This is a genomic window from Paenarthrobacter sp. TRD_SC_7 (genome assembly GCF_056156245.1).
Map to the genome: position 1 here is coordinate 2,827,772 of NZ_CM149587.1, position 13,634 is coordinate 2,841,405.

The window sequence follows — 13,634 nt, forward strand, 5'->3', positions numbered from 1 at the left end:
GCTTAACCAAGAAGGACCCCTGCCCGGAGGCAGGGGTCCTTCTTTGGCTATTCAGCACATCCCGTGAGGGAGGCGGAATTAGTTGCCGGTCAGCTTCTCGCGCAGTGCGGCGAGTGCTTCGTCGGACGCCAAGGTGCCGCCGCCGGTGTTGGACTCAGCAGCAGCCGGCTCCGAGGAGTAGCTGGTGGTGCCGGAATCGCTCTCACCGGACGTTGCAGCAGCAGCGTCGTCGGCAGCGTGCTGGGCAACCTGCTTCTTGTGGGCTTCCCAGCGGGTCTGGGCGTCAGCGTACTGCTGCTCCCAAGCGGCGCGCTGGGTCTCGTAGCCTTCGAGCCATTCGTTCGACTCGGGGTCGAAGCCCTCAGGGTACTTGTAGTTGCCCTCTTCGTCGTACTCAGCGGCCATGCCGTACAGAGCGGGATCGAACTCGGTGCTGTCAGCGTCAACGCCCTCGTTAGCCTGCTTGAGGGAGAGGGAGATACGGCGACGCTCGAGGTCGATGTCGATGACCTTGACGAACAGTTCGTCGCCAACGGAGACAACCTGCTCTGCGAGCTCCACGTGGCGGACAGCCAGCTCGGAGATGTGCACGAGGCCTTCGATGCCGTCTTCGACGCGAACGAACGCACCGAACGGAACCAGCTTGGTGACCTTACCCGGAACAACCTGGCCGAGGGCGTGGGTGCGGGCGAAGGTCTGCCACGGATCTTCCTGCGTAGCCTTGAGCGACAGGGAGACACGCTCGCGGTCCAGATCCACTTCGAGGACCTCGACGGTGACTTCCTGGCCAACCTCGACAACCTCGGACGGGTGGTCGATGTGCTTCCAGGACAGCTCGGAAACGTGAACGAGGCCGTCTACGCCGCCCAGGTCCACGAATGCACCGAAGTTGACGATGGAGGAAACGACGCCCGGACGAACCTGGCCCTTTTCCAGCTTGTTGAGGAACGTGGAGCGAACCTCGGACTGGGTCTGCTCGAGCCATGCACGGCGGGACAGCACAACGTTGTTGCGGTTCTTGTCCAGCTCAATGATCTTGGCTTCGATCTGCTGACCGATGTACGGAGCGAGGTCGCGGACACGACGCATCTCCACGAGCGATGCGGGCAGGAAGCCGCGCAGGCCGATGTCCAGGATGAGGCCACCCTTGACAACCTCGATGACGGTACCGGTAACGACACCGTCTTCTTCCTTGACCTTCTCGATGTCGCCCCAGGCACGCTCGTACTGAGCACGCTTCTTGGAGAGGATCAGACGGCCTTCTTTGTCTTCCTTGGTGAGAACCAAAGCTTCGACCTGATCGCCAACGGCGACGACGTCACCGGGATCAACATCGTGCTTGATGGAAAGCTCGCGGGAAGGGATGACACCTTCGGTCTTGTAACCGATGTCGAGCAGAACTTCGTCGCGGTCGACCTTGACGACGGTACCTTCGACGAGGTCTCCGTCGTTGAAGTACTTGATGGTGGCGTCGACAGCTGCGAGGAAGTCCTCAGCGGTACCGATGTCGTTAATGGCGACTACGGGGGTACCGGGCTTCTCGGTGGAGGTGATGGTCATGTAGTAGGGGCTCCGTTGTGGATAGTTAGTCGGTCAGGCAAACCGCTGCCGCCCGGGTCCGGACGGCAGAACACGGCGAAATACCGGGTCATCCTGATTTGTGGATTAGTACAAAATGGATGCATGCACGTAGTACACGCCCGTTTATTCTAGTCGCATTGGCAAAGCAGGGTCAAAAGGAGTGTTACGTCGTCAAGACGTCTCCAAGACGGGCAAATGAGACTCCTTGGTCCAGCAGCTGCGGCAAAGCGCGCGCATAGCCGTTGGCAGTGCCTGCAGCCGGTCTGTTGAAATGTGAAATAACGATGTCCCCGGCCGCTATCCGCCCCACTTCGGCGGCCACAGTGGCCGCCGAGAACGTAGCACCGCCGTCGCCGTTGACCGTGAAGTTGACCGGCAGCATACTGAGCCGTCGTGTGATCTCTACTGCGACGTCGTCGTAGAACGCAGTCCCCGGACGAAAAAACCGGGGGACCTTTCCGCTGATCTCCTGCAGGATCGCCTGGTTACCCATGAGTTCGTCGTACGCAGCGGCAACAGTGGCTGTTCCCTGGATGCCATACGCCGCCTGACCGTTTACTGACAACGGGAGGTGGGCGGTCCCGTGATTGGCGAGTTCGAACAGCGGGTCAGCGGCCAGTTCGGCCGACAGTGACGGGTTGGCGTGGATCCATCGGCTGTTGATGAAAAGCGTTGCAGGGACGTTGAGCCGACGAAGGGTTTGCAGCAGAGCGTGATCGCACCCTGTGCCTCCGGGCCCGCCGCAGGCGTCGAACGTTAGCGCCGCGTGCTGTGACCGTGAATTGTTCACGACCCCCGTCACATGCAGCCCCCATTCCTTTGGGCGCCTTCCTGCGAACTCCGCCACGATCTGTTGCTTGTCTGGTGTCGCCTTGGGCTTGCTCCGCGCAGCAGGAGCGAGGGCAGCGGCTGCCTGTTCGCTGGACATGGCGGCTATGGAAGGTGGCGGTGTGGCCGGACCCGTTCGCGGGGACGTTGGAGCAGCTGGGCTTGCGCTTGAACCAGCGGGATCGTTATGGCCGCCCCTACCCGCGCACGCGGTCATGGCAACGGACGCAAGGCCCGCAATTCCCAGCAGCACTGATCGCCGGCCGGCCAATGGCCGCCGCTTGGAATCCCCCATGGATGTCCCTATCTGGTTGTGGCTATGTGGTTGTGATTATTTTGATGCTTTCTAGAAGTGCGTCAGGCAGTGCGCGGATCGTTCTACGGCAAACATTTGCTGGGCGAGGAAGGCGGCTCCTGGAGCCTTCTCCTGGATGCGCCCGGCAGCCGCCAACGTCACCGGCGACACCACACCCAGGTAGATGGACGCTAGATCCGCCACGTCCAGGCTGAGGTCGGGCGTCTCGCCCGAAGCGTCATTCACGACGGCGGCAGCACCGCCGTCGGACTCCAGAACCCAGGTGCCACCTGCCAAACCCAAAGAATCCGATACCTCCAGCACCAGCCTGCCGGCCACCGGGAAGCTGCGGGCGCGCAGGGCAGCAGGAGTATCGAGGATCCTGAGCCACAGCATGTCGCGGATTTCAGAGGCGTCGATGCACCTCGGATCCTCCAAGGCCCATGCCAGCGGGTCATCCACAGGCGCCTCAGCCCAGGTCACTTCGTCAATGAGGTCGATGCTGCCCAGGAAGCGCCACAGGTCAAGGTAAGCCGCGTTGCTTGCCGCGACGAGGTCCACGATTTCCATGGTGTACGGCTTGCGGTCCCAGCCTTTGAAGCGGTAGGAAACGTAGCCATCCAACCTTCCGGACAGGTCGTAACGCAGGGCGCAGCGGACAGAGGTGTCCGGCTTGCCGTCATGACCGATGGAACCGGAGGCAGCCAGTCGGTAATACTCCTGCCGGTCAATGGAACCCGGCGAGAGTCGCTGGACACGATCAAAGAGCTGCGGGGCCACGTCCAACAATACGGAAGGATCGGCGACTTCCACGGTGCCTTCCGGCAGGCCCCTCAGCCGGAAGCGTGGGCCGGCATCAACCTTGATGCTCCGCTCAAAGGTGGCCACACCGAAGCCGAAGCGGCCATAAATGGAAGCCTCTGACGCCGTGAGGGCGGCCATGGAAAGGCCGTCATCCTTGGCAGCTTCCAAGTCGGCGGTGATCATGCCACGAAGGATCCCGTTCCGCCGATGGGTACCGCGGACTGTTACGGCGGTGACCAGGTTGGATTCCAGTTGGCGGCCAAAGCCAATGTTCAAGGCCTTACGCATGGTGGCGTAGGTCGCCACCGGAACCTCGGCGCCCAGGGAGTGATCAGGCACGCTGCCATTGACGTAGACGCCAGTCAGCACGCGATTGTCTGTTTGGTAGGCCGCCAGGGTCTTGGCCAGGAATTCGTCATCACGCCGTCGCTCGTGGAAACCGTGGGACACGGCCTGCACCCATGTGGTGCAGCGGCTATAGCCTGCGTCATCCGGATCGGCTACGGCAGGGAAACGCCGGACGGCATACTTTGCAAGATTTGGTTCATTGGGATCGGCCACGTCCTCGAGCCTAGCCAGACGCCCGAGGGCGCGCCACCATCTCGGCGGCGCGCCCTCCAGCGATCCTTTGAATGTCTGCCTGGACTAGTGTCCGGCCTCGTACCAACTGGAACCGACGCCAATCTGGACATCGAGCGGGACTGACAACTCAGCGGCCGATCCCATCTGTTCAATCACCAGTTTCTCCACGACTTCGCGCTCTCCTGGCGCAACCTCGAGCACAAGTTCGTCGTGCACCTGCAGCAGCATGCGCGACTTTAGGCCTTGGCTGGCGAGCTCTGCCGATACGCCCAGCATGGCGCGCTTGATGAGGTCTGCTGCTGAACCCTGGATGGGCGAGTTCAGTGCGATGCGCTCGGCTGCCTCGCGAGCCTGCCGGTTGGTGCTGGTCAGGTCCGGCAGGTAGCGGCGTCGGCCCTCGATGGTGGCCGTGTAGCCGTCCGTCCTGGCCTGGTCCACTACCCCACGCAGGTAGTCGCGCACCCCGCCGAAGCGGTCGAAGTAGTCCTTCATGAGCGTCCGTGCTTCATCCACGGAGATCTCAAGCTGCTTGGACAGTCCGAAGGACGTCAGGCCGTATGCCAGGCCATAGGACATCGCCTTCACCTTGGAACGCATGGCGCTGGTGACTTCGGCCGGCGCAACGTTGAAGATCCGGGATCCAACAAAGCGGTGCAGGTCCTCACCGTCACGGTAGGCCTGGATCAGCGCTTCGTCGCCTGACAGGTGTGCCATGATGCGCATTTCGATCTGCGAGTAGTCGGCGGACAGCAGGCACTCATAGCCTTCACTGACCACGAAGATTCCCCGGACACGCCGGCCCTCTTCACTGCGAACCGGGATGTTCTGGAGGTTGGGGTTGTTGGAGGAGATGCGGCCCGTGGCTGCGATGTTCTGGGCGTAGGTGGTGTGGATGCGCGCATCATCCGCCACGGACTTCTTGAGTGTCTCCACCATCTGGGCAAGCTTGGAGGACTCGCGGTGCGCCATGAGCTGAACCAGGAATTCGTGGCCGGTCTTTTCCAGCAGACCCTTCAAGGACGCGGCATCCGTGGTGTAGCCGGACTTGATTTTCTTGGTCTTGGGGAGGCCGAGTTCGTCGAAGAGCACCGTTTGGAGCTGCTTGGGCGAACCGAGGTTGACCTCGTGCCCAATCGCAGCGAAAGCCTGCTCCTGGGCGTTCTCGATCACCTTGGTGAGGTCTGCGAGCTGCTCATCCATGCGGTCCGTGGACACAAAAATGCCGGTGAGTTCCATCTGGGCCAGCACGCGGGCCACTGGAAGTTCGAGCGTTGTAAGAAGCGCATCGGCCTTACGCTCGGCAAGCTCCTTTTCGAAGTGCTTGCTGAGGGCATGCACGACGGCGGCATGCTGGACGAGCGCTGCTGCGGCAGCTTGGTCAGTTTCACCGGAGAGGTCGAGCTCCAGCTGACCCGACTGGGCTGCGGCCGTCGCAAGTGAGATCTTCAAATGAACTTGCGCGAGCTCGGCGAGGTCGTAGCTGCGGCGGTCCGGCTGGATCAGGTAACCCGAGACGGAGGTGTCATCCACTACGCCTTCCAGTCCGAGGCCACGGTTGTGCAGAGACTTGAGCGCCGACTTGAACTCGTGCAGGACCTTGGCTTCCTCGGGGTCCTTGAGCCACCGGGCCAGGACAGACTCAGCCGTCGCATCAAGGCCTGTCAGTTCGATGTAGGCTGCTCCGTTGTTCCTGACAACGGCAAGGGCGCTGGCATCATCACCGATCCGTCCGGGGACCAGCTGCACGGCCAGCGCAGAACGCACTCCGGAACCGGCGGCGAAGAAGGCCTCGAGCCCTGCAGCATCCGTGAGCACGGAAAATTCAGGGGCTTCAATGGTGTCCGGCGCTGCGCCGGCAGTGTCGTCACCATAAAGATCGAAAAGACGGGTCCGGAGCGTGCGGAATTCGAGCTCCTCAAAGAGCTCCTCAATCGCCTGGCGATCCGGACGGGGCTCGTGCAGGTCCTCCAAACTTATGGGCAACTCGAGATCGGTCAGCAACTGGTTGAGCCTGCGGTTGCGCTTGACGTTCTCAAGGTTCTCTTTGAGGGCCCCGCCAACCTTGCCACCGATGGCGTCAAGGTTCTCCAGGATGCCTTCGAGGCCGCCGTAGAGATTGATCCATTTGGCAGCCGTTTTGGGGCCGACCCCCGGAACGCCGGGAAGGTTGTCCGCGGATTCGCCCACAAGGGCGGCGAGGTCCGAGTACAGGCTGGGTTTGACGAAGTACTTCTCTTCGATGGCCGCGGCATCCAGCCTCGGGATATTACTCACACCCTGCTTGGGGTACAGCACAAAGACGTTGTCATTAATCAGCTGGAACGAGTCCCTGTCGCCTGACACGAGGAGGACCTCGAAGCCTGCGGCGTCACCTTGTGCCGCCAGAGTGGCGAGGACGTCATCCGCTTCATATCCGGGCATGGCAATGGTCCTGATGCCCCAGGCTTCCATGACCTTGGCTATGAGGCCGATCTGGCCGGCAAACTCCGCTGGCGTGGCATTGCGGCCCCCCTTGTATTCGCTGTACTCCGCCTTGCGGAATGTGGTGTCGTCAGAAACGTCGAATGCCACAGCGACGTGGGTGGGTTTCTGGTCCTTGATCAAGTTGATCAGCATGGACGTGAACCCATGTACGGCGTTGGTGTATTGCCCCCTTGCCGTGGAGAAGTTCTCCGCAGGAAGGGCGTAGAACGCGCGGAACGCCATGGAGTGGCCGTCCAGGACCAGCAACCTCGGCCGGCCCTCCCCCGTGGCGTTGGTGGATGCTGTGGAAGAGGGGGTGGGTGCTGTAGCGATGGCAGCAGCTTGGGCCGTTGGAACCTGGTCCGGTTTGGTTGTTTCACTCACAGGTGCCAGCCTAGTTGGCATGATGGACAATTTCACGCCGAACCGGTTTGTCGACGAGCTCAATGAGGCAGGTGTCCCGGAAGAGTTCCACGATTGGCTTTCAGCGCATGGCGTTGGCGCCCTCGTGGTGAAACTGGGCATCCGGTTCACGGAAATGAGCGCCGAGCGCACGGTGGCCACGATGCCGGTGGAAGGAAACACCCAGGTGGCTGGCATCCTCCACGGCGGCGCGCATGTTGTCCTGGCTGAGACTTTGGGTTCTTTCGCCGCATCCCTCCACGCCGGCAGGGGTCGCCATGCGGTGGGCATCGAGGTGGGCGCAACCCATCACCGTTCCGTTGCCAGCGGCATAGTGACAGGCACCTGCACGGCCATCCACCTTGGCGGGACCTTGGCCACCCACGAGATCGTCATCACCGATGACAAAGGGCGCAGGCTCTCGACGGCCCGGATCACCAACATGATCCGGGACAACCGTCACTGAACAGGAACCGTCACTGAGCCTGAAGCGTCACGTCAACCGGTAATGCAGTTCGGCCGCGGCCCCACCCAGGATCTTCGACGAAACCAACTCAAGTGGCGCCGTCGGGCCGTTGAGGGGCAACAGTCGCTTCCCTGCGCCCAGCACCACGGGAATGATGGTGACGATCATCTCGTGAAGCAGGCCGGCATTGGCGAATTGGGCCACGAGGTCGCCTCCGCCCACCAGCCAGACGTTCCTGTCGCCGGCATCCTTGAGCAGGTCCGGGGCGAACTCCCGGACGTCACCCCGGACAAAAGTGATATCCGAACCGGCCGGAGCGGAGTATTCGTGATGGGTGAACACCCAGCAGGGCGTGTCCGGATACGGCCATTTACCGGGTTCGTGTTCCATGAGCCAGCGATAGGTATCGCCGCCCATGGCGATACAGCCGACACCCGCCATGAAGGACTCGATGCTCTCGTTAACGCCCTCAACCTGGTCGAACTGAAGGAGCCAGCCAAGGTCGTCGTCCGGCGAAGCGATGAAGCCGTCAATGGTTGAAGCTACGTAGTACTGGAAAATCGACATGGCCCCAGACTAAGACATGACCCCGGACTAGTCAGTGGCAGACTTTTTGTTCCGCTTAACGGCGGGTGCTTCACCGGGTCGTTTGGAATCCGGTGGCGTTGCAGCGTCATTCGGCGGACTTGGGGTGTTGCCGGAAGCGGCGGAATCGTCATAGAAGAAGGTCACCGTTCCGGCGACATCTGCCGTGTCCGTGATGGAGATCCGGATGGCGTCCCTGCCGTCGGACGGGGGCATTCGCAAGTACAACGCCTGGTAGTCCCCTCCCCCGGCCACGACGTCCGGGGCTATGGGGACACCGTCGAAGAGGACCTCTCCTACCCGCACGTAGTAACCGTCCAAGCGGACAATCGTGCCACCTGTCCTGGGACCTGAGGCACGGGTCAACCCGGTGACGGGCCGCAAGTCCCCGTCCACCACGGTCAGCCCGAGCAATTGCCGGGGGCAGGCTTCTCCGGGCGACGGCTCCGCTTTGAAGATGCCACCGGGATTGCTGCGGTACTGCGTCACCACAGATGCCGACGTGGCGGCAACTCTGAATTCAAGGCACTGCCGTTGCGGGATCCGCGGGGTGATGGCGACGGCGGCGCTCGCCCGCTGCCAGTCCTCTTGGCTTCCGGTCTGAAGGGCACGGCAGACGGCGGCACCCGCCAGCCAGACGGCCGCGTCCGCTGCGCCTGCCACGCTTTGGGCCAAGGCATCGCACTGGAATTGCTGGAGCAGGAGATACCGCTGGCCCGGGGCTGGATCATTCGGACCGATGGGCCCCGTGGGCACCCAACTCACGACGGTGGGACTCTGCGAAGACACCTGGGTGCCCGGGGTTTCCTGCTGTTGAGTAGTGGTGCTGTGAGTGGGGTCGACGGCGGTGGGTTCGGGTGTTGCGGTCCTGGCGTCCGCAGAGTTGTTCCCTGACGGGGTGGCATCTGCGGAGGCGTCCGATGACGGGGCGCCCTCTGCCTGGGTCGATTGTGCCGTACCCGCTTGTGTCGTGCCCGCTTGAGCCGTGCTGGCCTGCGACGGAGTGGTCGCGGGTGGTGAGGCGGAGGTCGAGCCAGGCGGGAGACCGCCTTTTTCAGGAGGAAGGCACGCCGAAAGTCCAAGCATCAAGACCGGAACCAGCGCCAGTCCGATGAGATGCTCCCGGGATCGGCACGTCATCACAGCCCCACATCTGCCGGATTAAGACAACGCAGCTATGTGCATAACTACACTGCTGATTATTCTCCCGAACGGACCTGACGGCTAGAAAGGTACTTACTTCCCGAAGTAAGGCACGATCAAGTAGATGCCGAAAAGAACGGCCAGTGCACAGAAACCAAAGCAAACGAATGCCAGGGAGCGCACCAAAGCGGGCGACTTCTGCCGGGCGTCACCGGCGATGGCCGTGAGGCGTACGCCCAACGAATAGAGCACCACCAAAGTCACTGCGGCCACGAGGGTGACCCCGCCCACCTGCAGCAATTCCAACCATTTCATCGCTGCACATCCTCGCTGGGGGTGGTCTTTCGGGACTTTTTCTTCTTGCGGAACCGCACCGCGTGGCCGGCTTCCTCAACCTCGACGGCGTTGTGGTGGCCGACATGCGACTTACGGGACACAACGAACATGAACAGGACGGCGGCGGTTCCTACTACCGCGGCAATAATGACGCCAACGACGCCGATGCTCACCAGGAGAGCCGTCAACGCGCCGACGATGGCCGATGCCGGAAGGGTGAACAACCATCCCAGGGCGATCTTGCCGGCGGTGCCCCATCGGACGGATGTACCCTTACGGCCGAGGCCTGAGCCGATGACAGAGCCTGAGGCGACCTGTGTAGTAGAGAGGGCGAAGCCCAAGTGGGATGAGGCCAGGATTGCCGACGCTGTGCTGGTTTCAGCGGAGAAACCTTGGGCCGGTTTTACTTCGGTGAGGCCCGAGCCCATGGTGCGGATGATGCGCCAGCCGCCTGCGTAGGTGCCGATCGCGATGGCGAAAGCACAGGCAGCGATAACCCAGAACTGTGGACCACTGCCCGGAGCCTGGGTGCCTCCTGCGATGAGGACCAGGGTGATGATGCCCATGGTCTTTTGGGCATCATTGGTTCCGTGCGCAAGGGCCACAAGGCTGGAAGTAAAAATCTGTCCAGTGCGGAAGCCGCCACGTTTCTGCGTGAGTTTGTCGCCGGTCTCAGGATCATGTCGCGAGGTCAGGGCATATGCGAGGCGGGTACAGATGTACGCCACGAGGCCTGCGATGAGCGGCGCAAAGATCGCGGGCAGGATCACTTTCTGCAGCACGGTCTCGAAGTTGATGGAATGGAGGCCGATGCCCACCACGGCTGCACCGATGAGCCCGCCGAAGAGGGCGTGCGAGGAACTCGAGGGCAGGCCCTTGAGCCAGGTGATCATGTTCCAGAGAACTGCTCCCATGAGGCCGGCAAAGATGATGTCCGGCGTGATGTGGATTCCGTCCGAGCCTTCCCGGATCAGTCCGCCGGAAATGGTCTTGGCCACTTCCGTGGAGAGGAACGCGCCGACGAGGTTGAGCACGGCGGCCAGGGCGACGGCCGTCTTGGGCTTGATCGCCCCCGTTGCGATAGGCGTAGCCATCGCATTGGCTGTGTCGTGAAACCCGTTGGTGAAGTCAAAGAATAGGGCCAACGCTATTACCAGCGCGACCATGAAGGTGATATCCACCTGTTGCCCAATCTGCAGAGTCGACGACGTTCAGCAGTTTCACTTCCCCGTACCTGCCATCCACAGCATAGTTCAGCAAATGTTCAACTGACTCGACTTGCGGGATTCACTCTGGCGGGCTTGAAACCTTAAGAATCCTACGTGCCATACGGTGAGCGGACAAACGTGCCGTGCCTCCGGTTCAGCCTAAATACGCACGTACAGCTGCGAGGTCGTGACGGGACAGTCCCTTGCGGGGATCCGGTGAGATGCAAAGCACACGATCGTCCTGGTATTCGGCCCAGGATCTGGCATCGGACTCCTGGCTGAGTTGGTCGTCGAGCCAGGCGATCCTCTCGCTGCCCACTGCAGCCAGGTCCTTTTGCAGGGCCACCAGCTTCCACCATTCGGGGCCCTCATCCCAACCTTGGCTGGACAGCACGGGCCAGTCCTGTCCGTTCAGGCCTATGGCAGGGCACAGAAGCTCCGGCGCAAGGCGTTCCCAGGTGGTCAGCCACACAAATCGCGCATCGGGATGGTCGGCCAGGTCATTAAGTTCAGCGACCACTTCGGGCGCGAAAGCGACATCGAGGATTCCGGCATCGGCGATGGCCCATTCGCCGCCCCAGTCAGTGGTTCCCATGGGACTGAAGGGGTTCACAACACCATCGACATCCAGGTATATAGACACGGGCGCGTCGGAGCCTCGGCTGGAGTCCATGGCAGCTCCCCCTTCCCCGACTGTTGAGGTTCAACCTACGTGACGGCAACGCGGGAAAGCGGGACAAATCAATCTCTTGACGTTCGTCATGGAAGTGATAATCTCAATCCATGGAAAAGCCCACAGTCCATTCCGCCCAAAGCGTCCGAGATATCGAGGACAGTGTTCGCACCGATTTCCGGCATGCGATGTCTTACGGCGGATATCTGGACCTTGACCGCCTGCTCAGTTCCCAGCACCCCCTCAGTGAACCGGAACACCACGACGAACTGCTGTTCATCATCCAGCACCAGACCAGCGAGCTCTGGCTGAAGCTGGTCCTTCATGAATTGCTGGAAGCCCGGAGGCTTTTCGACGCAGACAACCTTGGCAAGGCGCTCAAGTGCATCGCCCGGGTCAAGGCCATCCAGCGAACCATGACTGAGCAATGGTCGGTACTTGGAACGCTCACACCCCGCGAGTACGCCCAGTTCCGCGGTTTCCTGGGAAGCTCGTCCGGCTTCCAGTCGTATCAGTACCGCGGTGTTGAGTTCCTGTTGGGGAATAAAAACCGCGGGATGCTGCGCGTCTTCGAAAGCGAACCCGATGCCCACGCATTGCTCAGCACGCTCTTGGAAGAGCCCACGCTGTACGACGCCTTCCTGGCGGTCCTTGCACGGGCCGGTTATGACATCCCTGCTGACATCCTTGACCGGGACAAGAGCGAACCGTGGACGCTCCGCAAAGACCTCGTCCCCATTTTCCAGAAGATCTACGAATCGGACGACACTCCCTGGGGTCTTTACGAGGCCTGCGAGGACCTGGTGGACATTGAGGACAACTTCCAGGCTTGGCGGTTCCGGCACCTCCGGACAGTCCAACGCACCATCGGCTTCAAGGTAGGCACCGGCGGCTCGTCGGGCGTGGACTTCCTTAAGCGCGCCTTGGACCTCACGTTCTTCCCCGAGCTCTACGCCGTACGCACCGAGATCGGCAACTAACCAAACCACCCGGCCACTGCCGCCCAATAGTTCCGCAGGAGCAACCATGACCACAGCACAGCAGACCCACAAGCCGACGTCGGCCGAATTGGACGCCGCTGATCCACTCGCCGCCCAGCGTGACGCCTTCTACACGCCCGACGCCGATCAGCTCGTCTCTTATCTGGACGGCAACTCACTCGGACGCCCGCTGAAGGTCACCTCGGGGAACCTCGCTTCATTCGTCCACGACGCCTGGGGCAGCCGCCTCATCCGCGGTTGGGACGAGCAATGGATGGACGAGCCCACTGCAGTGGGCGACCGCATCGGCGAAGTGGTGCTGGGGGCTGCTCCGGGACAGACCACGGTGGGTGACTCCACGTCGGTGATGCTCTATAAAATGATCCGTGCAGCAGTCGATGCCCAGCCGGGACGCGACGAGATCATCATCGACCGCGACAACTTCCCTACGGACCGGTTCATCATTGAGGGCATCGCCAAGGAGCGCGGAGCGAGCATTAAGTGGATCGCTGCCAACCCTGCCAGCGGTGTGCGCGCGGAGGACCTGGACGGAATGCTGGGTGAGCGGACCGCCGTCGTGGTCCTCAGCCATGTGGCCTACCGCTCCGGGTTCCTTGCCGACGCCCACGGGATCACGGCCAAGGTGCACCAAGCGGGTGCGTTGATGCTCTGGGACCTCTGCCATTCCGTTGGCTCCGTGCCCTTGGAACTTGACGAGTGGGGTGTGGACCTTGCCGTCGGCTGCACCTACAAGTACCTCAACGGCGGGCCAGGCTCCCCCGCATTCGCCTACGTCAACGCATCGCGTCAGGACAGCTTGCAGCAGCCCATCTGGGGTTGGATGGGCGCTGACAATCCCTTTGGGATGACGGACTCGTACCATCCGGCCAAGGGCATTCGCAGGTTCATCACGGGAACTCCCCCGGTCCTGGCCATGCAGCCCCTCAAGGACATGGTGGACCTGATTGCATCGGTTGGAATGGAAGCCGTGCGGGAGAAGTCGATCAAGCTCACCGAGTACGCCGTCGAGCTCTCCGAGGAGCTCCTGGTGCCGCTCGGTGCGGAAATCGTGAGCCCCCGGGATCCTGCTGAGCGTGGCTCGCACATTACGGTGGACCACCCGCTCTTCGCCGATGTCACGGCCAAGCTGTGGGAAAAGGGAGTCATCCCCGATTTTCGTCCCCCGCACGGCCTGCGCATTGGCCTGTCCCCGTTGAGCACAAGCTACGCCGAGGTTGAGCTGGGAGTCGCAGCCATCCGCGACGCCCTCTCGGAACTTCTGTGAGCC

The 13,634-nt window shown here is 61.9% G+C and carries 12 protein-coding genes; 3 read left to right on the forward strand and 9 right to left on the reverse strand.

Features of this window, described 5'->3' with window-relative positions; all coding sequences use genetic code 11:
• Window positions 1–78: 78 nt before the first annotated feature.
• The 4 genes from rpsA to polA all read right to left on the reverse strand — a co-directional run bounded on the left by rpsA (window position 79) and on the right by polA (window position 6,796).
• A complete protein-coding gene (gene rpsA / locus AC0J5Z_RS13760; RefSeq protein WP_026540604.1) occupies window positions 79–1,560 on the reverse strand; it encodes a 30S ribosomal protein S1 in 1,482 nt (493 codons plus the stop codon).
• A 184-nt stretch (window positions 1,561–1,744) separates the two neighbouring features.
• On the reverse strand, window positions 1,745–2,509 hold the full coding sequence (locus AC0J5Z_RS13765; protein WP_475033069.1) for a polysaccharide deacetylase family protein: 765 nt from the start codon (window positions 2,507–2,509) through the stop codon (window positions 1,745–1,747).
• Window positions 2,510–2,755: 246 nt separating this feature from the next.
• Window positions 2,756–4,069, reverse strand: a complete 1,314-nt coding sequence (locus AC0J5Z_RS13770) for a GNAT family N-acetyltransferase (protein ID WP_475033072.1) — start codon at window positions 4,067–4,069, stop codon at window positions 2,756–2,758.
• An 84-nt stretch (window positions 4,070–4,153) separates the two neighbouring features.
• Entirely contained in the window at window positions 4,154–6,796 is a 2,643-nt protein-coding gene (polA, locus tag AC0J5Z_RS13775; protein ID WP_475039699.1) for a DNA polymerase I, read from the reverse strand.
• 160 nt (window positions 6,797–6,956) lie between these two features.
• Between polA and AC0J5Z_RS13780 the strand changes: the two genes are divergently transcribed.
• A complete protein-coding gene (locus tag AC0J5Z_RS13780; RefSeq protein ID WP_243836761.1) occupies window positions 6,957–7,421 on the forward strand; it encodes a hotdog fold thioesterase in 465 nt (154 codons plus the stop codon).
• A gap of 27 nt (window positions 7,422–7,448) precedes the next feature.
• On the opposite strand, the gene AC0J5Z_RS13785 is transcribed toward AC0J5Z_RS13780, so the two are convergent.
• The 5 genes from AC0J5Z_RS13785 to AC0J5Z_RS13805 all read right to left on the reverse strand — a co-directional run bounded on the left by AC0J5Z_RS13785 (window position 7,449) and on the right by AC0J5Z_RS13805 (window position 11,366).
• Window positions 7,449–7,988 (reverse strand): dihydrofolate reductase family protein, encoded by a 540-nt coding sequence (locus tag AC0J5Z_RS13785; protein ID WP_475033074.1) that lies wholly within the window; start codon window positions 7,986–7,988, stop codon window positions 7,449–7,451.
• Between the two features lie 27 nt (window positions 7,989–8,015).
• Window positions 8,016–9,146 (reverse strand): hypothetical protein, encoded by a 1,131-nt coding sequence (locus AC0J5Z_RS13790; RefSeq protein ID WP_475033077.1) that lies wholly within the window; start codon window positions 9,144–9,146, stop codon window positions 8,016–8,018.
• A 96-nt stretch (window positions 9,147–9,242) separates the two neighbouring features.
• Window positions 9,243–9,464 carry a hypothetical protein gene (locus AC0J5Z_RS13795; protein WP_091467309.1) on the reverse strand — a complete coding sequence of 74 codons (222 nt, stop codon included), beginning with the start codon at window positions 9,462–9,464 and terminating at the stop codon, window positions 9,243–9,245.
• Window positions 9,461–10,666: an inorganic phosphate transporter gene (locus tag AC0J5Z_RS13800; protein WP_475033079.1), complete on the reverse strand. Its 1,206-nt coding sequence runs from the start codon at window positions 10,664–10,666 to the stop codon at window positions 9,461–9,463. The genes AC0J5Z_RS13795 and AC0J5Z_RS13800 overlap by 4 nt, the downstream gene beginning before the upstream one ends.
• Window positions 10,667–10,847: 181 nt before the next feature.
• Entirely contained in the window at window positions 10,848–11,366 is a 519-nt protein-coding gene (locus tag AC0J5Z_RS13805) for an HAD domain-containing protein (protein WP_475033083.1), read from the reverse strand.
• A 110-nt stretch (window positions 11,367–11,476) separates the two neighbouring features.
• Between AC0J5Z_RS13805 and kynA the strand changes: the two genes are divergently transcribed.
• Together kynA and kynU are read left to right on the forward strand one after the other, a co-directional pair.
• Window positions 11,477–12,346, forward strand: a complete 870-nt coding sequence (gene kynA / locus AC0J5Z_RS13810; protein WP_475033085.1) for a tryptophan 2,3-dioxygenase — start codon at window positions 11,477–11,479, stop codon at window positions 12,344–12,346.
• Window positions 12,347–12,392: 46 nt separating this feature from the next.
• On the forward strand, window positions 12,393–13,631 hold the full coding sequence (gene kynU, locus AC0J5Z_RS13815) for a kynureninase (protein WP_475033088.1): 1,239 nt from the start codon (window positions 12,393–12,395) through the stop codon (window positions 13,629–13,631).
• Window positions 13,632–13,634 lie beyond the last annotated feature (3 nt).

What these genes read in the sequence shown, in the direction of transcription:
- kynA (WP_475033085.1), top strand. Translation starts at nt 11,477, where the DNA reads ATGGAAAAGCCCACAGTCCATTCCGCCCAAAGCGTCCGAGATATCGAG.
- polA (WP_475039699.1), bottom strand. Translation starts at nt 6,796, where the DNA reads ATGGCGTTCCGCGCGTTCTACGCCCTTCCTGCGGAGAACTTCTCCACG.
- AC0J5Z_RS13790 (WP_475033077.1), bottom strand. Translation starts at nt 9,146, where the DNA reads ATGACGTGCCGATCCCGGGAGCATCTCATCGGACTGGCGCTGGTTCCG.
- AC0J5Z_RS13765 (WP_475033069.1), bottom strand. Translation starts at nt 2,509, where the DNA reads ATGTCCAGCGAACAGGCAGCCGCTGCCCTCGCTCCTGCTGCGCGGAGC.
- rpsA (WP_026540604.1), bottom strand. Translation starts at nt 1,560, where the DNA reads ATGACCATCACCTCCACCGAGAAGCCCGGTACCCCCGTAGTCGCCATT.
- AC0J5Z_RS13785 (WP_475033074.1), bottom strand. Translation starts at nt 7,988, where the DNA reads ATGTCGATTTTCCAGTACTACGTAGCTTCAACCATTGACGGCTTCATC.
- AC0J5Z_RS13795 (WP_091467309.1), bottom strand. Translation starts at nt 9,464, where the DNA reads ATGAAATGGTTGGAATTGCTGCAGGTGGGCGGGGTCACCCTCGTGGCC.
- AC0J5Z_RS13805 (WP_475033083.1), bottom strand. Translation starts at nt 11,366, where the DNA reads ATGGACTCCAGCCGAGGCTCCGACGCGCCCGTGTCTATATACCTGGAT.
- AC0J5Z_RS13780 (WP_243836761.1), top strand. Translation starts at nt 6,957, where the DNA reads ATGATGGACAATTTCACGCCGAACCGGTTTGTCGACGAGCTCAATGAG.
- kynU (WP_475033088.1), top strand. Translation starts at nt 12,393, where the DNA reads ATGACCACAGCACAGCAGACCCACAAGCCGACGTCGGCCGAATTGGAC.